This window comes from Streptomyces sp. NPDC044704 (assembly GCF_056433525.1).
Genome location: NZ_JBWKGY010000007.1, coordinates 301,954 through 324,503, shown reverse-complemented (window position 1 = coordinate 324,503; position 22,550 = coordinate 301,954). Strand labels below are relative to the sequence as shown.

The 22,550-nt window shown below is 72.2% G+C and carries 24 protein-coding genes; 1 reads left to right on the top strand and 23 read right to left on the bottom strand.

Going from position 1 to position 22,550, the window contains the following annotated elements; genetic code table 11:
* Window positions 1-30: 30 nt before the first annotated feature.
* The 9 genes from AC07B0_RS20265 to rpsB all read right to left on the bottom strand — a co-directional run bounded on the left by AC07B0_RS20265 (window position 31) and on the right by rpsB (window position 9,910).
* On the bottom strand, window positions 31-1,065 hold the full coding sequence (locus tag AC07B0_RS20265) for an ABC transporter ATP-binding protein (protein ID WP_478898662.1): 1,035 nt from the start codon (window positions 1,063-1,065) through the stop codon (window positions 31-33).
* Window positions 1,065-2,681, bottom strand: a complete 1,617-nt coding sequence (locus tag AC07B0_RS20260) for an ABC transporter permease (RefSeq protein ID WP_356877860.1) — start codon at window positions 2,679-2,681, stop codon at window positions 1,065-1,067. The genes AC07B0_RS20265 and AC07B0_RS20260 overlap by 1 nt, the downstream gene beginning before the upstream one ends.
* 56 nt (window positions 2,682-2,737) lie before the next feature.
* Window positions 2,738-3,835, bottom strand: a complete 1,098-nt coding sequence (locus AC07B0_RS20255; RefSeq protein ID WP_356877861.1) for a thiamine ABC transporter substrate-binding protein — start codon at window positions 3,833-3,835, stop codon at window positions 2,738-2,740.
* A gap of 258 nt (window positions 3,836-4,093) precedes the next feature.
* The gene (gene rlmN, locus AC07B0_RS20250; protein WP_356877862.1) at window positions 4,094-5,206 is read right to left on the bottom strand and encodes a dual-specificity RNA methyltransferase RlmN; all 1,113 of its coding nucleotides are present in this window, start codon (window positions 5,204-5,206) and stop codon (window positions 4,094-4,096) included.
* A 151-nt stretch (window positions 5,207-5,357) separates the two neighbouring features.
* Window positions 5,358-6,434, bottom strand: a complete 1,077-nt coding sequence (locus AC07B0_RS20245; RefSeq protein ID WP_356877863.1) for a phosphatidate cytidylyltransferase — start codon at window positions 6,432-6,434, stop codon at window positions 5,358-5,360.
* Window positions 6,434-6,991 carry a ribosome recycling factor gene (gene frr, locus AC07B0_RS20240; protein ID WP_243630638.1) on the bottom strand — a complete coding sequence of 186 codons (558 nt, stop codon included), beginning with the start codon at window positions 6,989-6,991 and terminating at the stop codon, window positions 6,434-6,436. Before frr ends, AC07B0_RS20245 begins: the two co-directional genes overlap by 1 nt.
* Window positions 6,992-7,087: 96 nt before the next feature.
* Complete coding sequence (gene pyrH / locus AC07B0_RS20235; RefSeq protein WP_281207363.1) at window positions 7,088-7,867, bottom strand: UMP kinase; 780 nt, start codon at window positions 7,865-7,867, stop codon at window positions 7,088-7,090.
* A 162-nt stretch (window positions 7,868-8,029) separates the two neighbouring features.
* Window positions 8,030-8,866, bottom strand: coding sequence for a translation elongation factor Ts (tsf, locus tag AC07B0_RS20230; protein WP_356877864.1), 837 nt, complete (start codon window positions 8,864-8,866; stop codon window positions 8,030-8,032).
* A 135-nt stretch (window positions 8,867-9,001) separates the two neighbouring features.
* Window positions 9,002-9,910: a 30S ribosomal protein S2 gene (gene rpsB / locus AC07B0_RS20225; RefSeq protein WP_467297791.1), complete on the bottom strand. Its 909-nt coding sequence runs from the start codon at window positions 9,908-9,910 to the stop codon at window positions 9,002-9,004.
* A gap of 250 nt (window positions 9,911-10,160) precedes the next feature.
* On the opposite strand from rpsB, the gene AC07B0_RS20220 reads away from it, so the two are divergent.
* Window positions 10,161-10,667, top strand: coding sequence for a M23 family metallopeptidase (locus AC07B0_RS20220; protein WP_478898661.1), 507 nt, complete (start codon window positions 10,161-10,163; stop codon window positions 10,665-10,667).
* A 106-nt stretch (window positions 10,668-10,773) separates the two neighbouring features.
* On the opposite strand, the gene AC07B0_RS20215 is transcribed toward AC07B0_RS20220, so the two are convergent.
* The 14 genes from AC07B0_RS20215 to rimM all read right to left on the bottom strand — a co-directional run bounded on the left by AC07B0_RS20215 (window position 10,774) and on the right by rimM (window position 22,506).
* Complete coding sequence (locus AC07B0_RS20215) at window positions 10,774-11,331, bottom strand: TetR/AcrR family transcriptional regulator (RefSeq protein WP_469381162.1); 558 nt, start codon at window positions 11,329-11,331, stop codon at window positions 10,774-10,776.
* A 71-nt stretch (window positions 11,332-11,402) separates the two neighbouring features.
* Complete coding sequence (gene whiG / locus AC07B0_RS20210) at window positions 11,403-12,239, bottom strand: RNA polymerase sigma factor WhiG (protein WP_356877867.1); 837 nt, start codon at window positions 12,237-12,239, stop codon at window positions 11,403-11,405.
* Between the two features lie 209 nt (window positions 12,240-12,448).
* Window positions 12,449-13,681, bottom strand: coding sequence for a DNA-processing protein DprA (gene dprA, locus AC07B0_RS20205; RefSeq protein WP_478898682.1), 1,233 nt, complete (start codon window positions 13,679-13,681; stop codon window positions 12,449-12,451).
* A gap of 125 nt (window positions 13,682-13,806) precedes the next feature.
* Entirely contained in the window at window positions 13,807-15,432 is a 1,626-nt protein-coding gene (locus AC07B0_RS20200; protein WP_478898660.1) for a YifB family Mg chelatase-like AAA ATPase, read from the bottom strand.
* Window positions 15,432-15,803 (bottom strand): YraN family protein, encoded by a 372-nt coding sequence (locus AC07B0_RS20195; protein WP_356877870.1) that lies wholly within the window; start codon window positions 15,801-15,803, stop codon window positions 15,432-15,434. The genes AC07B0_RS20200 and AC07B0_RS20195 overlap by 1 nt, the downstream gene beginning before the upstream one ends.
* 243 nt (window positions 15,804-16,046) lie before the next feature.
* Window positions 16,047-16,355 carry a DUF2469 domain-containing protein gene (locus AC07B0_RS20190; protein ID WP_281206306.1) on the bottom strand — a complete coding sequence of 103 codons (309 nt, stop codon included), beginning with the start codon at window positions 16,353-16,355 and terminating at the stop codon, window positions 16,047-16,049.
* Window positions 16,356-16,410: 55 nt separating this feature from the next.
* Window positions 16,411-16,878 (bottom strand): NUDIX hydrolase, encoded by a 468-nt coding sequence (locus AC07B0_RS20185; RefSeq protein ID WP_356877871.1) that lies wholly within the window; start codon window positions 16,876-16,878, stop codon window positions 16,411-16,413.
* Between the two features lie 133 nt (window positions 16,879-17,011).
* On the bottom strand, window positions 17,012-17,794 hold the full coding sequence (lepB, locus tag AC07B0_RS20180) for a signal peptidase I (RefSeq protein ID WP_478865938.1): 783 nt from the start codon (window positions 17,792-17,794) through the stop codon (window positions 17,012-17,014).
* A gap of 44 nt (window positions 17,795-17,838) precedes the next feature.
* The gene (gene lepB / locus AC07B0_RS20175) at window positions 17,839-18,735 is read right to left on the bottom strand and encodes a signal peptidase I (protein ID WP_356877925.1); all 897 of its coding nucleotides are present in this window, start codon (window positions 18,733-18,735) and stop codon (window positions 17,839-17,841) included.
* A gap of 114 nt (window positions 18,736-18,849) precedes the next feature.
* Entirely contained in the window at window positions 18,850-19,881 is a 1,032-nt protein-coding gene (gene lepB, locus AC07B0_RS20170; protein WP_478898659.1) for a signal peptidase I, read from the bottom strand.
* Window positions 19,874-20,599: a signal peptidase I gene (gene lepB / locus AC07B0_RS20165; protein ID WP_478898658.1), complete on the bottom strand. Its 726-nt coding sequence runs from the start codon at window positions 20,597-20,599 to the stop codon at window positions 19,874-19,876. Before lepB (AC07B0_RS20165) ends, lepB (AC07B0_RS20170) begins: the two co-directional genes overlap by 8 nt.
* A gap of 44 nt (window positions 20,600-20,643) precedes the next feature.
* Entirely contained in the window at window positions 20,644-20,994 is a 351-nt protein-coding gene (gene rplS, locus AC07B0_RS20160) for a 50S ribosomal protein L19 (RefSeq protein ID WP_030227407.1), read from the bottom strand.
* 133 nt (window positions 20,995-21,127) lie between these two features.
* Window positions 21,128-21,949 carry a tRNA (guanosine(37)-N1)-methyltransferase TrmD gene (trmD, locus tag AC07B0_RS20155; RefSeq protein ID WP_356877875.1) on the bottom strand — a complete coding sequence of 274 codons (822 nt, stop codon included), beginning with the start codon at window positions 21,947-21,949 and terminating at the stop codon, window positions 21,128-21,130.
* Window positions 21,949-22,506, bottom strand: a complete 558-nt coding sequence (gene rimM, locus AC07B0_RS20150) for a ribosome maturation factor RimM (RefSeq protein WP_356877876.1) — start codon at window positions 22,504-22,506, stop codon at window positions 21,949-21,951. Before rimM ends, trmD begins: the two co-directional genes overlap by 1 nt.
* Between the last annotated feature and the right edge of the window lie 44 nt (window positions 22,507-22,550).

The window sequence follows — 22,550 nt, the reverse complement described above, 5'->3', positions numbered from 1 at the left end:
CCTGACGCCCCCGTCCGTCGGGCGGGGGCGTCAGGCGGACCCCGGTCCCGTCGGCAGGACGACGACCTCGCCCGGGGCGAAGGCCACCGACACCCGGTCGCCCACGGCCGGCGCCCCGGCCAGTTCGCACTCGGCCTCCAGGACCGGTCCCGCCCCGGGCCGCAGCAGCAGCGCCACGTGCGTGCCGCGGAAGGTGCGGGACAGCACCTCGCAGCGCAGGCCCTCCTCGGCCAGGAGCACTCCGGCGGGCCTGATCAGCAGCTGCCGTTCGCCCTCCGCCGCCCCGGCCGGTACCGGGACCTTCCCCCACGGGGTCGCGGCGGACCCCGCCGACACCGTCGCGGGGACCACGTTCTCGAAGCCGAGGAACCGGGCGACGAACTCCGACGCCGGCCGCTGCCACACCTCCAGCGGGGTGCCCGCCTGCGCGATCCGCCCGTCCCGCATCACCACGACCCGGTCGGCCAGCGCGAAGGCCTCCCCCTGGTCGTGGGTGACGGCCAGCACGGTCGTACCGAGCCGGGAGAAGAGCCCCTGGAGCTCGACGACGAGCCGTTCGCGCAGCCCCCGGTCCAGCTGGCCGAGCGGTTCGTCCAGCATCAGCAGCCGCGGTGAGGGGGCGAGCGCCCGGGCCAGCGCGACCCGCTGCTGCTCGCCGCCCGACAGGGAGGCCACCGCCCGGCCCTGCGCCCCGGGGAGCCCGACCAGCTCCAGGAGCTCCGCGACCTGGGCCCCGTAGGCCGCCTTCGAAGAGCCCCGCATCCGCAGGCCGAAGGCGACGTTCCCGCCGACGTCCCGGTGCGGGAACAGCTGGTGGTCCTGGAACATCAGCCCGACGCCCCGCCGGTGCACGGGCACCGCGGCCTGGTCGGCGCCGCCCAGCAGGACCCGCCCGCCCGAGACCGGCTGGAGTCCGGCCACCACCCGCAGCAGGGTGGACTTGCCGCTGCCGCTCGGTCCCAGCACGCAGACGGTCTCGTGCTCGGCGACCTCCAGGTCGACGGCGTCCACGACCGCGCGCTCGCCGAAGCGGACCGTCACCCCTTCCAGACGGAGCAGGGTCATCAGAACTCTCCCGAGGTCTTGTCGGGTCGCAGCCGCTCCAGCACCAGCAGGGACACCGCGCACACCAGCATCAGAATCGTGCTCAGGGCCATGGCCTGCCCGTAGTTCACCTCGCCGGCCCGGCCCAGCAGCCGGGCGACGGCCACGGGCAGCGTCGGGCTGTCCGCGCGGGCGATGAACACGGTCGCTCCGAACTCGCCGAGCGACACCGCGAAGGCGAACCCCGCCGCGATCAGCAGCGCCCGCCGTACCAGCGGCAGGTCCACCTCGCGCCAGGCCCGCAGCGGGGACGCGCCCAGCACGGCGGCCGCCTCCCGCAGCCGCCCGTCCACCGCCCGCAGGACCGGCAGCATGGTCCGTACGACGAACGGCACCCCGACCAGTGCCTGCGCCAGCGGCACCAGGATCCACGAGGTCCGCAGGTCCAGCGGCGGCTCGTCCATGGTGATCAGGAAGCCGAAGCCCACCGTCACGGCGGACACGCCGAGCGGGAGCATCAGCAGCGCGTCGAAGCCGCGCACGAAGCGGCCCGCGCGCCGGGTCAGCGCGGCGGCGGCCAGACCGCCGACGAACAGGGCGATGGCGGTGGCGGCCAGCGCGTACCGCAGGGAGTTCCAGATCGCCTCCAGCGGCGGCACCAGGAACGTTCCGCCGCCGGCCCCCTCGTCCTGCAAGGCCCGGTAGAAGCCGAACCCGTACCCGCCGGGCGCGTCGAAGGACCGCTCGACCAGCACGCCCAGCGGCAGCACGATCAGCAGCGCCACCGTCAGCAGCACCCCGCCCAGCAGCGCCCGCTGGGCCCAGCCGCGCGGCCGGTGCGCGGTGCGCGCCGGGTCGACCAGCCGCAGCGCGGTCTCCCGCCGGCGCACCGTCCAGGCGTGCAGGGCGAGGATCGCGCCGACCGCGGCGAACTGCACGAGCGTCAGCACGGCGGCCGTCGGCAGGTCCAGCAGCTGCGCGGTCTGCCGGTAGACCTCCACCTCCAGGGTGGAGTACGAGGGACCGCCCAGGATCTGCACGACGCCGAAGGAGGTGAAGGTGAACAGGAACACCATCAGCGAGGCGGCCGCCACGGCGGGCCCGAGCGCGGGCAGCGTCACCCGCCGCCAGGCCCGCAGGCGCCCCGCGCCGAGGACCCGGGCCGCTTCCTCCTGGCGGGGGTCCAGCTGGGCCCACAGCCCGCCGACGGTACGGATGACGACGGCGTAGTTGAAGAAGACGTGCGCCAGCAGGATCGCCCAGACGGTGGTGTCGAGGCGGACGCCCCACAGCTCGTCCAGCAGCCCGCCCCGGCCGACCAGCGCGAGGAAGGCGGTGCCGACCACCACGGTCGGCAGCACGAACGGGACGGTCACCACGGCGCGCAGCAGCTGCTTGCCGGGGAACTCCAAGCGCGCGAAGACATAAGCGCCGGGGAGCGCGATCAGGAGGGTGAGCACGGTGGAGGCGAGCGCCTGCCAGGTGGTGAACCACAGCACGTCGGCGATGTCGGGCTGGGCCAGCACCTCGCCGATCCGTCCGAACTGCCAGCCCTCGTCCGTCTTGAGCCCGCGGCCGACGATCGCCGCCACGGGATAGGCGAAGAACAGCCCGAAGAAGACGAGCGGCACCGCCATCAGGCCCAGCCTGACGGCGGTGGCCCGCCCGCCCTCCTTCGGGGAGCTCTCGCGTGCTACTTCACGACGAGCGAGGACCATGCCTTGACCCACTGCTCACGGTTCTTGGCGATGGCGTCCGGGGTGACGTTCTCCGGCTTCTCGATCACCACACCGTGCTTCGTGAAGATCTCCGGCAGCTGCGCGTCCTTGACCACCGGGTTCACGAACATCTGGAGCGGCATGTCCTCCTGGAACTTCTTGCTCACCAGGAAGTCGAGGAGCGCCTTGCCGCCCTCGGGGTTCTTCGCGCCGTTCAGCAGGCCCGCGAACTCGGTCTGGCGGAAGCAGGTGCCGGTGGAGACGCCCGTGGGGGCCTCCGCCGGCTGCGGCTCGCCGTAGAGGACCTCGACCGGCGGGCTGGAGGCGTACGAGACGACCAGCGGGCGGTCGCCCTTGGCCTTCTTGCCGCCCGCGGAGCCCGAGAAGCGCTCGTTGTAGGCCTGCTCCCAGCCGTCGACGACCTCGACGCCGTTGGCCTTGAGCTTGCTCCAGTAGTCCTTCCAGCCGTCCTCGCCGTACTTGCCGACGGAGGCGAGGAGGAAGCCGAGGCCGGGCGAGGAGGTCGCCGCGTTCTCGGTGACCAGCAGGTTCTTGTATTCCGGCTTGATCAGGTCGTCCAGCGTCTGCGGCGGGGCGATCTTCTTGTCGGCGAAGTACTGCTTGTCGTAGTTGACGCAGATGTCGCCGGAGTCGACCGGCGTGACCCGGTGCTGCTGGTCGAGCATGAACTCGGGCTTGATCCCGTCCATGCCCTTGACCTCGTACGGGGTGAAGATCCCGTTGTCGAGGGCGCGCGAGAGCAGCGTGTTGTCGACCCCGAAGAAGACGTCGCCGCGCGGGGAGCCCTTGGTGAGGATCTCCTGGTTGAGGGCCGCGCCCGCGTCTCCGGCCTTCAGGCGCTTGACGGTGTAGCCGCTCTGCTGCTCGAACTCCTTGAGGACCGAGTCGGTCACGTTGAAGGAGTCGTGCGAGACGAGCGTGACGGTCTTGGACTTCGGGGCGTCGCTCGCGCCCGCCGGGGTGTCCTTGGCGTCGCCGCCGCACGCGCTGAGCGTGGTCACGCCGAGCGCGGCCGCGAGCGCGGCGCCCGCGATCTTCTTGGTGGTGCTCACTTGATTCCTCCTGGGATGACCAGGAGAAGACGCGGCCCTGCCCGGCGCTCTTGCGAGCGGACGCCGGGCAGGGCGCAACAGCATGAGTGGTGACCGAACTTCCTACCCCGAATGACCGGGGCGAGGTTCAGAGGGTCTGCGGATGACGGATACCGCACTCTCAGCGCTGTGGCGCTCCCCTGTCGGAATATGAAATTGGTTCGGCCACAGGGTACCCCGTGGCCGAATCTGATCGATCAGGGCCGAAAACGGCCCTTCCTAGCGCTCCGAGGCGGCCAGCTGGCCGCACGCGCCGTCGATCTCCTGACCGCGGGTGTCGCGCACGGTCACGGGGACGCCGTGGCGGGCGATCGCCTCGACGAAGGCCTTCTCGTCCTCGGGCCGCGAGGCGGTCCACTTCGAGCCGGGCGTCGGGTTCAGCGGGATCAGGTTGACGTGGACCCGCTTGCCCTTGAGCAGCTTGCCGAGCAGGTCACCGCGCCAGGCCTGGTCGTTGATGTCGCGGATCAGGGCGTACTCGATGGAGATGCGCCGGCCGGACTTCTCGGCGTACTCCCAGGCCGCGTCCAGGACCTCGCGGACGTTCCAGCGGGTGTTCACCGGGACCAGGGTGTCGCGCAGCTCGTCGTCGGGGGCGTGCAGCGAGACGGCGAGGCGGCACTTGAAGCCCTCGTCGGCGAAGCGCAGCATGGCCGGGACCAGCCCGACGGTGGAGACGGTGATGCCGCGCTGCGACAGGCCCAGGCCGTCGGGCTCGGGGTCGGTGAGGCGGCGGATGGCGCCGACGACGCGGTTGTAGTTGGCGAGCGGCTCGCCCATGCCCATGAAGACGATGTTCGACAGCCGCGCCGGGCCGCCGGGGACCTCGCCGTCGCGCAGGGCGCGCATGCCGTCGACGATCTGGTGCACGATCTCGGCGGTGGAGAGGTTGCGGTCGAGGCCGGCCTGGCCGGTGGCGCAGAACGGGCAGTTCATGCCGCAGCCGGCCTGCGAGGAGATGCACATGGTGACCCGGTCGGGGTAGCGCATCAGCACGGACTCGACGAGCGTGCCGTCGTGCAGCTTCCACAGGGTCTTGCGGGTGGTGTCGTTGTCGCAGCTGATGTGCCGGATGACGTTCATCAGGTCGGGCAGCAGCTCCTGCTGGAGCTTCTCCCGGGAGGCCGCGGGGATGTCGGTCCACTCGGCCGGGTCGTGCGCGTACCGGGCGAAGTAGTGCTGGGAGAGCTGCTTGGCCCGGAACGGCTTCTCACCGATCGCGGCCACCGCCTCGCGGCGCTCGGCCGGCGTGAGGTCGGCGAGGTGCCGGGGCGGCTTCTTGGCCCCGCGAGGGGCGACGAAGGTGAGCTCTCCCGGAACGGGGCGGGCCATGGCAGGTACTCCTTGTAAGACGAAAGGCGCGCCGCAGAAGCAGCGCGCCCTTCAAGGGTAACCGCCCGGCCCGGCCGGAGCTTTTCCTCCGGCACCGTCCCGGGCCGGCCGCGGACCGGCCGGTGGATCAGCTGGTAGACCGGCCGGTGGATCAGCCGGTGCCGACGAAGGCCGCCAGGAGCAGCCAGACCACCGGGGCGGTCGGCAGGAGCGAGTCGAGCCGGTCCATGATGCCGCCGTGCCCCGGCAGCAGGGTGCCCATGTCCTTGATGCCCAGGTCGCGCTTGATCATCGATTCGCCCAGGTCGCCCAGGGTCGCGCTGACCGCGACGGCCAGGCCGAGGACCAGGCCCTGCCACCAGGAGCCCCCCTCGATCAGGAACTCCATGCACAGCGCGCCGGCGGCCATCGCGAAGGCCACCGCGCCGAACAGTCCCTCCCGGGTCTTTCCGGGGCTGATGCGCGGCGCGAGCTTCGTCTTGCCGAAGCGCCAGCCCACGGCGTAGGCCCCCGTGTCGCTGACCACGGTGAGGACCAGGAAGGTGACGACCCGCTGGGGGCCGTCGTCCGCGGTGAGCAGCATCGCGACGAAGGTGGCCAGGAAGGGCACGTAGAACGCCGCGAAGACGCCTGCCGTGACGTCCTTGAGGTAGTCCTCGGGCGGTTCCGTCATCCGCCACACCAGGACCGCGAGGGCGGTCAGGGCCATCGCGACCCAGGCGCCCTCGGCCCCGCGGACGTAGCCGGCGATGACCATGGCCGCGCCACCGACCGCGAGCGGGACCAGCGGGGCCTTGATGCCCTTCTTCTCCTGCAGCCGGGAGGTGAGCTCCCACAGGCCCACCACGACCGCGACGACGACGACACCGACGAAGACGGCCTTGACGATGAACAGCGAGGCGAAGATCACCGCTCCGAGGCCGACCCCGACCCCTATGGCGGCCCGCAGATCCCGCCCCGCGCGCTTCTTCTGCGGCGGCGGGGAGGCGTCCTGCGGTGCCTGCGAAGGCGGAGGCGGAGGGCTGGGCATGGGCTCCTGCAACGGCGTCTCGGCGCGGAACGGGGGGCCGCCGACGAAGGCGGCCCCCCGATCGCGTGCTTCCCGGTCGTCGAAGGCACGGCCGGCGGCATCGGGCACGATGGGCATGGGCCGAGTCTGCGGGCCCACCAGCGCATCGTATGCGGGACCCGCCGGAACCGGCTCCGCGGCCCAGGGAGAGTCGTTCATCAGACCTCGAGGAGCTCGGCTTCCTTGTGCTTGAGCAGCTCGTCCACCTGCGCGACGTACTTCGCGGTGGTGTCGTCGAGCTCCTTCTCCGCGCGGCGCACCTCGTCCTCGCCGGCCTCCTTGTCCTTGACGAGCTTGTCAAGGGCGTCCTTGGCCTTGCGGCGGACGGAGCGGATGGAGACCTTGGAGTCCTCGGCCTTGTTCTTGGCGACCTTGATGTACTCCTTGCGGCGGTCCTGCGTCAGCTCGGGGAAGGTCACCCGGATGATGCGGCCGTCGTTGCTCGGGTTGACGCCGAGGTCGGAGTCGCGGATGGCCTGCTCGATGTTGCGCAGCGCCGACGCGTCGAACGGCGTCACGATGGCCATGCGCGGCTCGGGCACCGCGAAGGAGGCCAGCTGGTTGATGGGCGTGATGGCACCGTAGTAGTCCGCCACGATCTTGTTGAACATCGCCGGGTGCGCACGGCCCGTGCGAATCGCGGCGAAGTCTTCCTTGGCGACGACGACGGCCTTCTCCATCTTCTCCTCGGCCTCGAGGAGGATTTCTTCGATCACCACGTGCTCCTGCATGTCAGATATGGATGGTTCAGGCGGGCGGGGGCGGGACGGGCCGCCCGGGACCGGGCCGGAAGGGCCCGGTCCGCGGAACGCTCAGGCCCGGGTGCCCTGGTCGCTCACGAGCGTGCCGATCTTCTCACCCTTGACGGCGCGGGCGATATTGCCCTCGGCGAGGAGTTCGAAGACCAGGATCGGGAGCCGGTTGTCGCGGCACAGCGTGATGGCGGTGGCATCGGCGACCTTGAGGTCCCGGGACAGCACCTCGCTGTACTCCAGCGCGTCGAACTTCACCGCGTCCGGGTTGGTCTTCGGGTCGGAGTCGTAGACCCCGTCGACACCGTTCTTGCCCATGAGCAGGGCCTCGGCGTCGATCTCCAGGGCGCGCTGGGCGGCCGTGGTGTCGGTGGAGAAGTACGGCATGCCCATGCCGGCGCCGAAGATGACGACGCGGCCCTTCTCCAGGTGCCGGACGGCACGGAGCGGGATGTACGGCTCCGCGACCTGGCCCATGGTGATGGCGGTCTGGACCCGGCTGTCGATGCCTTCCTTCTCCAGGAAGTCCTGGAGGGCGAGGCAGTTCATGACGGTGCCGAGCATGCCCATGTAGTCGGACCGCGCGCGGTCCATGCCGCGCTGCTGCAGCTCGGCGCCGCGGAAGAAGTTGCCGCCGCCGATGACGATCGCGATCTCCGCGCCGTCACGGACCACGGCCGCGATCTCACGGGCGATGGCGTGCACGACGTCAGGGTCGACACCCAGTCCGCCGCCGCCTGAGAAGGCTTCGCCGGACAGCTTCAGCATGAAGCGGCGACCCTTCTTGCCGTGGTCGCTCTTGTCGTCGGAAGCGGTGTGGGGGTCCACGCCCTGATTCATGGAGATCTCCTCGTGCACATACGAAGAAGGCCATTGCCGGTGGGTCCTCGCGGTTCCCTCTTCGGCAATGGCCTCCTCGTCAGATCTGCGGTCGCCTCGCGCGTGCGCGGACGACTGCTTCAGACCCTACCGGGGTCCGGTGTCCGTCGCGTACGGACGGACTCAGATGCCGACCTTGATGCGGGCGAAGCGCTTCAGGGTGACACCGGCCTCGTCCAGAACCTTCTGGACGGACTTCTTGTTGTCCAGCGCGTACGGCTGGCCCAGCAGCGTGACGTCCTTGAAGAAGCCGTTGACGCGACCCTCGACGATCTTGGCGATCGCGGCCTCGGGCTTGCCCTCGGCGCGGGTGACCTCTTCGGCGACGCGGCGCTCGGACTCGACGACCTCGGCCGGAACGTCCTCGGCGGTCAGGTACTTCGGCGCGAACGCGGCGATGTGCTGGGCGATGCCCTTGGCCAGGTCGGCGTCGGCCTTGTCCAGCTCGACCAGGACACCGATCTGCGGGGGCAGGTCGGGCATGGTGCGGTGCATGTAGGAAGCCACGAAGGCACCCTGGTACTGCGCGAAGCGGTCCAGGACGATCTTCTCGCCGAGGTTGGCGTTGGCCTCGTCCACGAACGCCTGGACGGTCTTGCCGGCCTCGATCTCGGACGCCAGCAGCGCCTCGATGTCCGCCGGGTTGGTGGCGGCGACGTGGGCGGCGAGCTGGTCGGCGACGACCAGGAACTTCTCGCTCTTGGCGACGAAGTCGGTCTCGCACTTGAGCTCGAGCAGCACACCGGAGGTGGCGTCGGCGGCGATCAGGGAGGTGACGGCACCGTTCTCGGCGGAACGGCCCTCGCGCTTGGCGACACCCTTCAGGCCCTTGACGCGCAGGATCTCGTTGGCCTTGGTGACGTCACCGTCGGCCTCGACGAGCGCGTTCTTGCAGTCCAGCATGCCGGCGCCGGTGAGCTCGCGGAGCTTCTTGACGTCAGCGGCGGTGTAGTTCGCCATGAGTCTGTGATTCTCTCTCGAAGTCGTAGATCTACGGGTGAACGGCGGAGGAGTCGCGCTCGTGGCGCGGCTCCCCCGCCGTCATCGTCCGTGCTGCGAGTGCCCGACGGATGAACGCCGGGCTCTCTCAGAGGGTCAGGCCTGCTCGGCGTCGGCGGCCGGGGCCTCGACGACGGGCTCGGCGACGGCCTCGGCGGCCGGAGCCTCGACGGCCGGGGCCTCGACAGCGGCGTCGGCCGCGGGGGCCTCGGCGTCGTCGGCCTTCTTCTCGCCCTCGAGCAGGTCGCGCTCCCACTCGGCGAGCGGCTCGGCGGCGGCCTTCTCGCCCGGCTTCGAGTCACCGGTCGCAGCGCCGGAGCGGGCGATGAGGCCCTCGGCGACGGCGTCGGCGATCACGCGGGTGAGCAGGGTGACGGAGCGGATCGCGTCGTCGTTGCCCGGGATCTTGTAGTCGACCTCGTCGGGGTCGCAGTTGGTGTCGAGGATCGCGACGACCGGGATGTGGAGCTTGCGCGCCTCACCGACGGCGATGTGCTCCTTCTTGGTGTCGACGATCCAGACGGCGCTGGGGACCTTCGACATCTCGCGGATACCACCGAGGGTCTTCTCCAGCTTGATCTTCTCGCGGGAGAGGACCAGGAGCTCCTTCTTGGTGAGACCCGAGGCGGCGACGTCCTCGAAGTCGATCGCCTCAAGCTCCTTCAGACGCTGGAGGCGCTTGTAGACGGTCGAGAAGTTGGTGAGCATGCCACCGAGCCAGCGCTGGTTGACGTACGGCATGCCAACGCGGGTCGCCTGCTCGGCGATGGCCTCCTGGGCCTGCTTCTTCGTACCGACGAACATGATGGAGCCACCGTGCGCGACGGTCTCCTTCACGAACTCGTAGGCGCGGTCGATGTACGACAGCGACTGGAGCAGGTCGATGATGTAGATGCCGTTGCGCTCGGTGAAGATGAAGCGCTTCATCTTCGGGTTCCAGCGACGGGTCTGGTGACCGAAGTGGACGCCGCTTTCCAGCAGCTCCCGCATCGTTACGACGGCCATGGCCATCTCCTTGGTTTCTCGGTTTGGTTCCTGACGCCCCGCCGCGCCCTGCCCCGCAGAGGGACCGAGAGACGCTTTCACCAGGCCGTTCCGGGCTGGTGCTGGGGCGTGCGAAGTCGACCCGGTGACCCGGATCGCCACAAGAAGTGTACGGGACCCACCGGTATGCCGGGTGACGCCGTTGTCCACACCCGCGCGGCCGTCCACAGGCCCGGACCCGCCCGGCCACCCTCCCGGCACGCTGAGCGGTATGACGACGCTGCTGCTCACCGTGCTCCTGGCCCTGGCCCAGACCCTCGTCCCGGGGGTCCGCCCGCTGCCCCCGCCGCTGTCCGTGGCGCGCTGGTGGGACCCGCCGCCAACCCCGTACGCGGCCGGGCACCGGGGCGTCGACCTGTCCGCCCCGGTGGGCGCCGAGCTGCGGGCCGTCGGCCCGGGGCGGGTCCACCACGCCGGGCCGGTGGCCGGCCGCGGGGTGCTCTCGCTCACCCTCCCGGGCGGCCTGCGCACCACGTACGAGCCGGTCCGGCCGCTGGTCGCGGAGGGTGAGACGGTCGAGGCGGGCCAGGTCGTGGCCGTCCTCGCGGCGGGCTCGCACTGCGCGGCCCCCTGCCTGCACTGGGGCCTGCTCGCGGGCAAGGACGTCTATCTCAACCCGCTGACCCTGCTCCCGCGCCCGACACCCCGACTGCTCCCCGGGGCCGCGGGCACCGCGACGGACACGGGAGGCTCGGCGACGGGCACGGATCCGCCGTGATCCCGCCCCGCGTGACCCGGCCCGCCGGGGGCGGCGGGGACAGCGGGCCGGCGGGCCGGCGGGCCGGCGGGCCGGCGGGCCGGCGGGCCGGCGGGCTCCGGCAGTGTCAGCCGCGCACGCCGCGCAGGGCCATCGCCACGGCCGCGTCGGTGACGACGGCCGGGTCCTCGGCGGCGCCGAGCTCGATCCGGCGGACGGCCGCGTCGACGACGCCCTGCAGCAGCATCGCGGCCAGGCGGGGCTCCGCCTGCCCCAGCGCGGCCAGGGCCTCGACGATCATCGCCACCAGGCCGCCGTGCGCGGCGCGGATCTTCTCCCGCGCGCCCGCGTCCAGCTCGCTCGCGGAGATCGCCACCACCGCCCGGTGGCGCCGGTCCCCGACCAGCCCCAGCTGGCTGCGCACGTACGCCTCGATCTTCTCCTCGGGCGCCTCGGCGGCCTCCATGGCCGCCTCGATCTCGGCGGCCCAGACGGGGAAGTCCACGGCGCACAGCTCTTCGACGACGGCCGCGCGCGACCGGAAGTACTCGTACACGGACGACCGGGCGAGCCCGGTGCGCTCCGCGAGGGCGGGGAAGGTCAGCGCCTCCGTCCCGCCCTCGGACAGCAGGGAGCGCGCGGCGTCCAACAGGGCGCCGCGCTGCATCGACCGGTGCTCGGCCACGGAGGCCGCTCGAATCCTGGGCACGTGACCACTGTACGGAGGTTCCGCAAGGTCATCGCGGGCTCAGCGGCTCAGCGGCCGACATCCGCCAGCTTCGCGCGCAGCTGGAGGACCGATTTGGTGTGGATCTGGCTGACCCGGCTCTCGGTGACGCCCAGGACGTTGCCGATCTCGGCGAGCGTGAGCCCCTCGTAGTAGTAGAGGGTCACCACCGTCTTCTCGCGCTCGGGCAGGGTGTTGATGGCCCGCGCGAGCAGTCGGCGCAGTTCCCGGTCCTCGGCGACTTCCACCGGGTTGTCGGCGGCGTGGTCCTCCAGGGTGTCCATCAGCGAGAGCCGGTCGCCGCCTTCACCCCCGACGTGCAGCAGCTCTTCCAGGGCCACCACGTTGGCCAGCGACAACTGGCTGAAGACCGTGTGGAGTTCCTCCACCGCGATCCCCATCTCGCCGGCGACCTCGCCCTCGGTGGGGGTGCGCCGCAGCTGGGCCTCCAGCGTCGCGTAGGCGCGCTCCACCGCGCGGGCCTTCTGCCGCACGGAGCGCGGGATCCAGTCCAGCGCCCGCAGTTCGTCGATCATCGCGCCGCGGATCCGGGTGATCGCGTACGTCTCGAACTTGATGGAGCGCTCGATGTCGAACTTCTCGATCGCGTCGATCAGACCGAAGACCCCGGACGACACGAAGTCGGCCTGCTCCACGTTGGGCGGAAGCCCCACGCTGACGCGGCCGGCCACGTACTTCACCAGCGGCGAGTAGTGCAGGATCAGCTGCTCCCGCAGCCGCTCGTCACCCGAGTCCTTGTATGAGCGCCAGAGGACCTCCAGGGACGAGGGCGCGGTGGACCGCACGCTGCCACGGGCAGCGGGGGGCACCGCGGCGCGGTCGGACCCTGAGGTGTGCTGGGGCATGCTTCGCCTTTGCCGGAGCCGGATTCCTTGGGAGCGTAGCGTGACGGAAGTGTCGCGGTGCGCGAAGAGTACGGGATGGCGCGGGGGCACAGGGGCGCCCGGACTCGCACGGGCGGCCCGGGACCGGCGCCTGGCGCTCGGCCCCGGCGGATGCCACCGGGAAGACAGCGTCTCTCATCGCCGTCACTCTTTCACCGGAACGCCCCAGGTCAGCGAACGCCTCGCCGGGCAGCTCCCGATTGCGCCCCCTCTCCTGGCTGCCGCCTGGTCAACTGCCATGCGTCGCCCTGCCGTTCGACGAACCCCAGGGAGTGAAGTTCGTACAGTCTGCCGATGACTTCATCGGTACCGGTGCCCGCGGCGAGGGAGATCTCGTCGAGTTCCGCGGGCCGGCCGAGGGGAAGGGCTTCGAGCACCCGCGCGCTGTCCCGGTCCAGGAGGTCGCGGGCGAGCACCGGGCCGCGCCGCTCGGGTGCCAGCTCGCCCATGTCGCCGACCAGCTCGACGACCTCGGCGGCGTCCGTCACCAGCACCGCCTCGCCCCGCAGGAGTTCGTGCACGCCGCCCGACAGCCCGCTGGTCGCGGGCCCGGGAACGCCCATCGTGAGGCGGCCGAGCCGCTGGGCCCGCCGGGCGGTGACCAGGGAGCCGCTGCGGTGCGCCGCTTCGACCACGACGGTTCCCCGGGTGAGGGCGGCGATGACCCGGTTGCGCAGTACGAACCGGCTCGGTGTGGGGTGGCTGCCGGGCGGCAGTTCGCCGAGGACCAGCCCCTGGCCCGCGATCCGGCGGAGCAGTCCGGCGTGGCCGCGCGGGTAGGCCACGTCGACCCCGCAGGCCAGTACCGCCGCCGTGGCGCCGCCCGAGGCGAGGGCGCCGCGGTGGGCCGCGGCGTCGATCCCGTACGCCGCTCCGGAGACGACCACCCAGCCGCGCTCGGCGAGCCCGGCGGCCAGGGTCTGCGCCATGTGCGCCCCGTACGGGGTACAGGCGCGCGCCCCGACGACGGCGACCGAACGCAGGGCCCAGGTACGGAGGTTGGGACTGCCCCGCAGCCACAGTCCGACGGGCCGGGTGTCGCCGAGGTCGTCGAGCTGGGTCGGCCACTCCGGGGAACCGGGGCAGACGAACCGGCAGCCCGCCTCCGCGGCCAGCGCGAGGTCCCGCCGGGGGTCGGCGGCCGCGGCCCGTCTGCGATACCCCGAGAGCCGCTCGGGCCCGACCCCGGTCAGGGCCGCGGCCTCCGGCTCCGGGCCGGTCAGCAGGCGCATCAGCCCGACGGCGCCCCGGGCGCGGAGCCAGCGCCCCCCGTGCTCGTCCCCGGGCTCCAGCACCCGGGTCAGCGCGGCCCGCGCCAGCAGCTCCGCACCGCCCCCGGCGGCCCCGGACCGCGACTCCCCCTCAGACCCGGCGGTGCCGGCGGCCCCGGCGGGTGCGGCCATCCGCTCCGCGGCGCCCCCGACGCCCCCGGGCGGCAGCCCGCCCCCGGACCAGCCGGCCCTGCCGGCCGGGGCGTCAACCGCGTCCGCCGGCTCCGGGCCGGCGGCCCCGGCGGACCGGTCGGCGGTCATGACGGCGCCCCCGCGGCCAGCGTCGCCCCGCGGGCGATCCCGGTGCGCAGCTCCAGCGCGACGGCCGCGTCCAGCGCGTCCGGGCGGTCCCGTCCCCGCAGATCGGCCACCGTCCAGGCGACCCGCAGCACCCGGTCCAGTCCCCGGGCGGTGAGCAGCCCGCGCTCCATGTCCCGCTCGGCCTGGGCCAGGGCGCCGGGACCCGCGGGCCAGCGGGTGCGCAGCTCGTGCCCCGGCACCTCGCTGTTGAGCCGCCAGGGCGTGTCGGCGAGCCGGGCGGCGGCGCGGTCGCGGGCTTCCAGGACCCGGGCGGCGACGGTCTCGGTGCTCTCGCCCCGGCCGCCGCGGCCGAGCAGGTCGGAGCGGGTGACCGGCTCCACCCCGACGCGCAGGTCCACCCGGTCGAGCAGGGGCCCGGACAGCCGGGCCTGGTAGCGGCGGACCACCGAGGCGGGACATTCACAGCCCGCTCCGAGCAGGGTGTGCCGGCCACAGGGGCAGGGGTTGGCCGCGAGGACCATCAGGAACCTGGCCGGGAGCCGCACCACTCCGGCGGCCCTGGCGATGACCACGTGGCCCGCCTCCAGGGGCTGGCGCAGCGCGTCCAGGGCCTTGCCGCTGAACTCGGCGGCCTCGTCGAGGAACAGCACGCCCCGGTGGGCCAGGGACACCGCCCCGGGCCGGGGGATCCCGGCCCCACCGCCGACGAGCGACTGCATGGTCGCGGAGTGGTGCGGGGCGCAGTACGGGGCCCTGCCGACGAGGGGTTCGCCGGGCGGCAAGATTCCGGCGACGGAGTGGACGGCGGTCACCTCCAGCGAGTCCTGCCGGGTCAGCGGCGGCAGGATCCAGGGGATTCGCTCGGCCATCATCGTCTTGCCGGCGCCCGGGGGCCCGCTCAGGAACAGGTGGTGGCCTCCGGCGGCCGCCACCTCCAGGGCCCGGCGGGCCGCCTGTTGTCCGGCGACGTCGGCGAGGTCGGGGAAGTCCGGGCCGTCACCCGTGCCGCGGGACAGGCCCGTGCCGAGCCCGGCACCCGGGACGGTGAGGCCCGCGAGCATGGAGTCGGGGCGTCCCGCACGCTCGGGCGGCTCCTCCTCGGGCAGTTCCCCGTCGGTCAGCACCGCGATCAGCTGCCGCAGGCTGCGCACCGCGAGCACCGAGACGTCCGGGACGAGCCCGGCCTCCGCGGCGCACTGCTGCGGCACCACCACCTGCCGGTATCCGGCCTCGGCGGCGGCGAGCACCGCGGGGAGGATCCCCCGGACGGGGCGGACCCGGCCGTCGAGGCCGAGCTCCCCGATGAGGACGAGGTCGGCAATCACGGCGGGGTCGACGACCTCGGCGGCGCCGAGCACGGCCGCGGCGACGGCGAGGTCGAAATGGGCTCCCGATTTCGGCACGGACGCCGGGCTGAGCCCGACCGTGAGCTTCTTCTGCGGCCACTGGGCGCCGGAGTTCACCACCGCGGCCCGGACCCGGTCCCGGCTCTCAACCAGGGTCTTGTCGGGCAGCCCCACGAGCGTGAAGGCCGCGACCCCCGGCTCCAGGTCGGCCTGGACCTCCACGAGCACGCCCTCGACGCCCACCAGGGCCACCGAGCAGGCCCGGGCGAACCCCATCAGGCCACCCCCCGGACGTGCTCCACCACGGGCGCGCCGCGCCGTGGCAGCAGGACCGCGACCAGGTCGATCCGTACTCCGCCGGGCGGCGGGCCCCCGTGATCGGCCAGCCAGCGTTCGGCGAGCCGGCGCAGCCGCGCCGCCTTGGCGGCCCGGACGGCCGCCAAGGGGTGCTCGAAGTCCCCCACGCGACGCGTCTTGACCTCGCACACGACGAGGGCGTCCCCGTCCCGCGCGACGATGTCGATCTCACCGCCCCGGCAGCGCCAGTTCCGCGCGATCACCGTCAACCCCGACCGGGTCAGCCTCCGCGCGGCGAGCTCCTCGCCGTACCGCCCCAATGCCTGCTGTGCCACGCCCTTCGCGTTCATCCGGCACCACCTCCGGCACCGACGATCCCGCGTCCCCGCCCACCCTGTGGATCTTGGTGGACAACCAGGCGGTTGTGGACAACCCGCTCACTCCCCGGAGGGAACCGCCCCTCGAAGGAACCGGCCCCGAGGAAACCGGCCGGCCCCCCTTGAGGCAACCCACCCCGGCACGTCAGCCCCCGCACGCAAGCCCCCACCGGATCAGCCCCACCGGATCGGTCCCGCCGGATCAGCCCCAGCGCATCAGGCCCCCGGCAGTTCGAGGTCGGTCTTGTTGAGCTCCTCGATGTTCACGTCCTTGAAGGTCAGCACCCTGACCTGCTTGACGAAGCGGGCCGGCCGGTACATGTCCCAGACCCAGGCGTCCGCCATCGAGACCTCGAAGAAGACCTCTCCCTGGACCGAGTGCACCTGCATCTCGTAGTCGTTCGTGAGATAGAACCGACGTTCGGTCTCGATCACGTACTTGAACAGCCCGACGACGTCGCGGTACTCCCGATAGAGCTTCAGCTCCATCTCGGTCTCGTACTTCTCGAGGTCCTCGGCGCTCATGGCATGTTCCCCTTCAGCCGTGCGTCCCCCTATTGTGCGCCAGCGCCCCTGGCCCCTAAACGATTTCCGGGGCCAGGACCACCGGAGCGTCCGGGGGACCGTCGTCGAGCAGCGTACGGAGCAGCTCGGCGAGTCTGGTCGGGTACACCGTCTCACGCGCCGCCGACAGTTCCTCGGAGGTCCACCACCGCGCTCCCGTGACGCTGCGGCGCTCCAGCTCGGTGAGCCCGTCCATCGCGGTCTCGGTCCGGTCGGTCCGGGCGAGGAAGTACCACTCGTCCTGCTCCCAGCGCCGCCCGTCGAAGGGGAAGGCGCAGTACCGGTGCCACAGCACCGGCCCGAGGTCCACCCCGGTGATGCCGGTCTCCTCGGCGAGTTCCCGCAGTGCGGCCTGTTCCCGGGTCTCGGTCCCCTCCAGCCCGCCTCCGGGGGTGAACCACCAGCTGTCCGCCGGGTCCCCCGGTTCGAAGCCGTGGAGCAGCAGGATCCGGTCCGCGGGGTCCAGCAGGATCACCCGGGACACCTTCCTGGGCTCCGACCGCGACCCCGATTCCGAGCCCGGATCGGACCCCGCCTCCGACCCCGACTCCGAGCCCGGCCCCGGCCCGGTCTCCGGCCCAGTCTCCGGCCCGGTCTCCGGCCCCGTGCCGGCCCGGTCAGCGGGCACCGGAGCGCTCCCGTCGCCCGCGCCCCAGGAGCCGGGCGAGGGGCCCGTACGCGGCTCCCAGCACCACCAGCACCGCTCCGGCGGCCACCGCCGCCACCTGGAGGCGCAGCGGCCCGGGCTGGGAGATGCCTCCGGGCAGGTCGGCGTAGGTCCGGGCCGGGTCCAGCATCTTCATCGACGGCCACGCCAGCGCGTCGACCCGCGCCGTCACCGCCGACCGGGGCACGGTCCCCTGCCCGGCCTCCGTCAGGTGGGCCCGGGAGTCCAGCGAGGCCCCGCGCCGGTCGCCCAGCAGGAAGAGGTTGCCCTCGGGGACCTTGACCTCGAACGGCGTCCCGGAAGCCGTACCGGCCGCCACGGCCGCCGCGTCGTTCTGCGCGGGGGCGAGGTAGGGCTCGTCCAGCTCCTTGCCGTTCACGGTCAGCCGGCCGCCCTTGCCGCAGCAGGACACGGTGTCGCCGCCGACCGCGACGACCCGCTTCACCATGGGCGAATCGCTCCACACGGCATCAGTGAAGACGACGACGTCCCCGCGCCGCACCTCGGCGCCGTCGATCCGCTGGGCGAGCACCCGGTTGCCGGGATTGACCGTCGGGACCATCGAGTCCGTCGGCACCGTGTACGGCTGGTACACGAGCGCGCCCCAGACGAAGCCGCCGAGGAAGAGCAGGAAGCCGATGGCCACGGCCAGCCCCGACAGAGTGTTGCCGAGGCCGCCGCGGCCGTCCTTGCCACCACGTATACGTGTACCGCTCGCCTGCGTTCCGCCCATTGCAGCGCCCCCACACCTCGGAGATCGTCGACCTGGGCGGCACCCTACCGGGCGGTACGCCCCTTGGTCAGCCTCCGCCTGCGCCACAGGACGAGCGGAACCGCACCCGCGAGCCCGAGGGCGGCCGGGCCGAGCCCGACCGGCGCCAGTCCGGCGGCCCCGAGGCCGAGCGCGGTCGCCGCGGCCTGGTTGCCGATGCCCGGCTGGTCGAAGGTGTCCGGGATCGGCAGGGTGGACCAGCGGGTGAGCGGCCACGCGACGACCACGGCGCGCCCGACGACCTTGTCGACCGGCACGAAGCCCTGCGTGGAGTCCTGCATGTGCCAGCGGGAGTCCCGGGAGTTCTGCCGGTGGTCGCCCATCACCCAGATCTTGCCCTTGGGCACGGTGATCGGGCCGAACGGGGCGTCGTCGCAGGGGGTGTTGCCGGGGAAGATGTACGGCTCGTCGAGCTCCTTGCCGTTGACGACGACCGGTCCGCCCTTCTTGCACGAGACCGTGTCCCCGCCGATGGCGATGGTCCGCTTGATCAGGTCCTTCTCGTCCGCGGACGGCATCAGACCGATCTTGCTGAGGATCTGCTGTGCGAGGTTCGGCTCCGGTGCGGGCTGGTCGGACAGCCAGTCGGCGGGGTCGTGGAAGACGACGACCTCGCCGCGCTCCGGCTCCGATCCGAACCACGGGGTCAGCTTGTCCACGAGGACCCTGTCACCGCGCTGCAGCGTGTTCTGCATCGAGTCGGACGGGATCGAGAACGCCTGGACCAGGAAGGTCTTGATCAGCAGGGCCAGCAGCAGGGCGATACCGATCAGGAGCGGCAGCTCCTTCCAGAAGGAACGCTGCGGGCGCTCTTCGGCCGCGTCCTCCTCGGCCTCGCGCTTGACGGCGTCGTCCGGCCGCTCCTCGCCCTCGTCGCGTCCGGATCGTGCGCCTACCGCCACATCCCCCACATCCACTCCTCAATCGAGAATCGCCGCCCGCTCCAAAGGGGAAAACGGGCCCTCCCCTCCCTTAACGAGCGGGAGTTCCCTAAGGCGCGGGAGACCAAGGACACACTATGCGAACGCCGTGCCCCCACGGCGCCCGCCGGGTCCGCGCCGCCGCCCGCGCCGGGCCTGATCGGGCACGTTGAGAAAGGTCGCGGGCTGCTCCAGCCGGCGCCAGTGGTCGAAGGGCCAGGCGATCACCACGGCCTCCCCCACCACCTCCTCCTCGTCGATCGTCCCCTCGAACGCCTCGTCCAGGTGGAAGCGGGAATCGGCCGAGTTCGCCCGGTGGTCGCCCATCACGAACAGCCGCCCGGCGGGGACCCGCACCTCGAAGCGGATCTCCGAGGGGGCGTTGCCGGGAGACACGTACGGCTCATCGAGCGGCGCGCCGTTGACGGTCACCCGGCCCCGGTCGTCGCAGCACTTCACGGTGTCCCCGCCCACGCCGATGACCCGCTTGATCAGGTCCTGTTCGTCGGCGGAGGGCAACAGGCCGATGAAGGTCAGGGCCTCTTTGATCTGCTTGATCCCGGCCGGGTCCCGGGCCGGCCGGGCCGCCTCGCCCTGGAGCCAGCCCCCCGGGTCCTCGAAGACGACGACGTCGCCGCGCTCGACCTTCGAGCCGAACCACGGGGTCAGCTTGTCCACGAGCACGCGGTCGCCGATCCGGATCGTCTGCTCCATCGAGCCGGACGGGATGAAGAAGGCCTGTACCAGGAAGGTCTTGAGCACCAGGGCAATGCACAGCGCCACCACCACCAGCAGCGGCAGCTCGCCCGCCCGCCGGGTACGCCTGCGCCGACGGACCCGGCGCGCCATCCGGCGCCGCTCCGCCCGGCTCGCGCCCTCCCCCGGCCTGGGCCCGGAATCCGGCTTCCGCCCGGATCCCGCCGCCGCCCCGGCACCCGCGTCCGTACCCGCACCCGTGCCCGCCCGGGCGTCCGGCCGCACACCGGCGTCGGCCTCCATGCCGATGCCGGGCCACGCGCCGAAGTCCGGCTTGCCCTTGCGCGCGGCCCGCCCGGAAGGCGCCGCAGCGGGAGCCTTCGACCCGGATCGGGGCGTACGTCCGCCCTTCGGGCGCCCCCGGCTACCCATGCGGGCCACCGGCCCCGCCGCCGGGCCCCGTCACGGAGCCCCAGCGCGACACCGGCCAGCCGATCCAGTCGGCCCGCCCGATCACCTTCTCCACCGGCACCATCCCCCCGCCCGGCTCCCCCAGGTGGTCGCGCGAGTCCCGGGACTGGGACCGGTGGTCACCCATCACCCACAGGGTGCCCAGCGGCACGACGATCCGGAAGGGGACCTTCGAGGGGGTGTCCCCGGGAAAGAGGTACGGCTCGTCGACCCGGACCCCGTTGACCTGGATCCGGCCGACCGCGTCGCAGCACACCACGTCGTCGCCGCCGACGCCCACGACCCGCTTCACGAAGTCGGTGTCGGGCGGCTCCGCCAGCCCCAGCGCCGATCCCGCGCCCCGCAGCAACTCCCCGACCGGGTTGCCCGCGGCCGGCTCGCGCACGAAGGAGCCGGTCCCGTCGAAGACCACCACGTCCCCCCGCTCCGGCTGGTCGCCGAAACGGTACGCCAGCTTGTTCACCAGGATCCGGTCGCCGACCCGCAGCGTCGGTTCCATCGAGTGGCTCGGGATCCGGAAGGGCTGTACGACGAAGTTCCCGAGCAGCAGCAGGAACACGGCACAGGCCACACCGAGCACCCCGGCCCGCCGCCAGGACGGAAACGCAGAACGCGACCGCTCCGACCCCTGATCGGGGGCGGAGTGGCCGCGTTCTGTGAGCTCTGCTTCGGTGTCCATCGGGAACGAGCCTATCCGGCCGCCCCCTGGATCCGGAGAGGAGATCAGCGGTCGCGCTTCTCCTTGATCTTCGCGGCCTTGCCGCGGAGCTCACGGAGGAAGTACAGCTTGGCGCGACGCACGTCACCGCGGGTGACGAGCTCGATCTTCTCGAAGATCGGGGAGTGGACCGGGAAGGTGCGCTCCACGCCGACGCTGAAGGAGACCTTGCGGACGGTGAAGGTCTCGGAGACGCCAGAGCCCTGGCGACGGATGACAACGCCCTTGAACTGCTGGATACGGGAGCGGTTGCCCTCGATCACGCGGACGTGCACGTTGATCGTGTCACCCGGGCGGAAGGCCGGGACGTCGGTGCGCAGCGAGGCGGCGTTGACGCCATCGAGCAGGTGAGACATGTTGTTCGTCTGCTTTCTTCGCACGACGCCACAGGTCGCCGGTGCGGATTTCCGTAGAGAATTCGGGAGTCGTGTCACGTCGCGGACGACGGTCCCCCTGTGGCAGGGGCGCCCGCGAGCACACAACAGCCGCCTATTCTTCCACGGCGGCGGGCCTGCGCCAAAATCGGCCGTCAGCGGTCGGCTTCCAGCCCAGGATGCTGAGGATCTCCCGGTCCTTCTTGTCGAAGGCGGAGGCCTCGCAGCGTTCGATCAGATCGGGGCGGTTCCGCGCGGTGCGGCGGAAGGCCTCGTCCCGGCGCCAGCGGGCGATCTTTCCGTGGTGGCCGCTCAGCAGCACCTCGGGGATGCCGCGCCCGCGCCACTCCGGGGGCTTCGTGTAGACGGGGCCTTCCAGCAGGTTGGCCATCTCGCCGGGCGCGAAGGAGTCGTCGCGGTGCGATTCGGCGTTGCCCAGCACACCGGGCAGCAGCCGGGCGACGGCCTCGGTGACGACCAGGACGGCGGCCTCGCCGCCGGCCAGCACGTAGTCGCCGATGGAGACCTCGTAGACCGGCATGCGCGTCGCGTACTCGTCCATGACCCGGCGGTCGATGCCCTCGTACCGGGCCGGCGTGAAGATCAGCCAGGGGCGCTCGGACAGTTCGACGGCCAGTTCCTGGGTGAAGGGCCGGCCGCTGGGGGTGGGGACGACGAGGACCGGGCCGTGCGCGCCGGACTCGTACCCGTCGGCCAGCGCCGCGTCGAGGGCCTCGCCCCACGGGTCGGTCTTCATGACCATGCCGGGGCCGCCGCCGTACGGGGTGTCGTCGACGGTGTTGTGCCGGTCGTACGTCCAGTCCCGCAGGTCGTGGACGTGTACGTCGAGCTGTCCGCGGGCGCGCGCCTTGCCCACGAGGGAGACGTTCAGCGGTTCCAGGTACTCGGGGAAGATCGTGACGACGTCCAGCCGCATCAGGCGTCGCCCTCGTCACCCGCGTCGCGCGCGGAGGCGATCTCGGCGCGGTCGTCGATCAGCCCGGGCGGCGGCGTGATGACGCAGCGCTGCTCCTCCAGGTCGATCTCGGCGACGATCTCCTCGACGAAGGGGATCATCACCTCGCTGCCGTCGGGACGCTCGACGATGAAGAGGTCCTGCGAGGGCAGGTGGGAGATCTCCGTGATGCGGCCGATCGCGGTGCCGTCGGCGAGCACGACGTCCAGGTCCATCAGCTGGTGGTCGTAGTACTCGTCGGGCTCCTCCGGGAGCTCCGCCGGGTCCACCTCGGCGATGAGGAGGATGTTGCGCAGCGCCTCGGCGCCGGTGCGGTCCTTGACCCCGGCGAAGCGGAGCATGAGCCGGCCGCTGTGCACGCGGCCCGTCTCGATGGTCAGGGGACCCGCCGAAGCCGGTTCGGTCTTGAGGACGGCGCCCGGTCCGAGCCGCAGCTCGGGCTCGTCGGTCCGTACCTCGACGGTGACCTCACCCTTGATCCCGTGGGCGCGGCCGATCCGCGCGACTACCAGCTCCACTGTGTGTCCCTCTCCATTTCGCGGCCGACCCGCCGCCCTCGCGG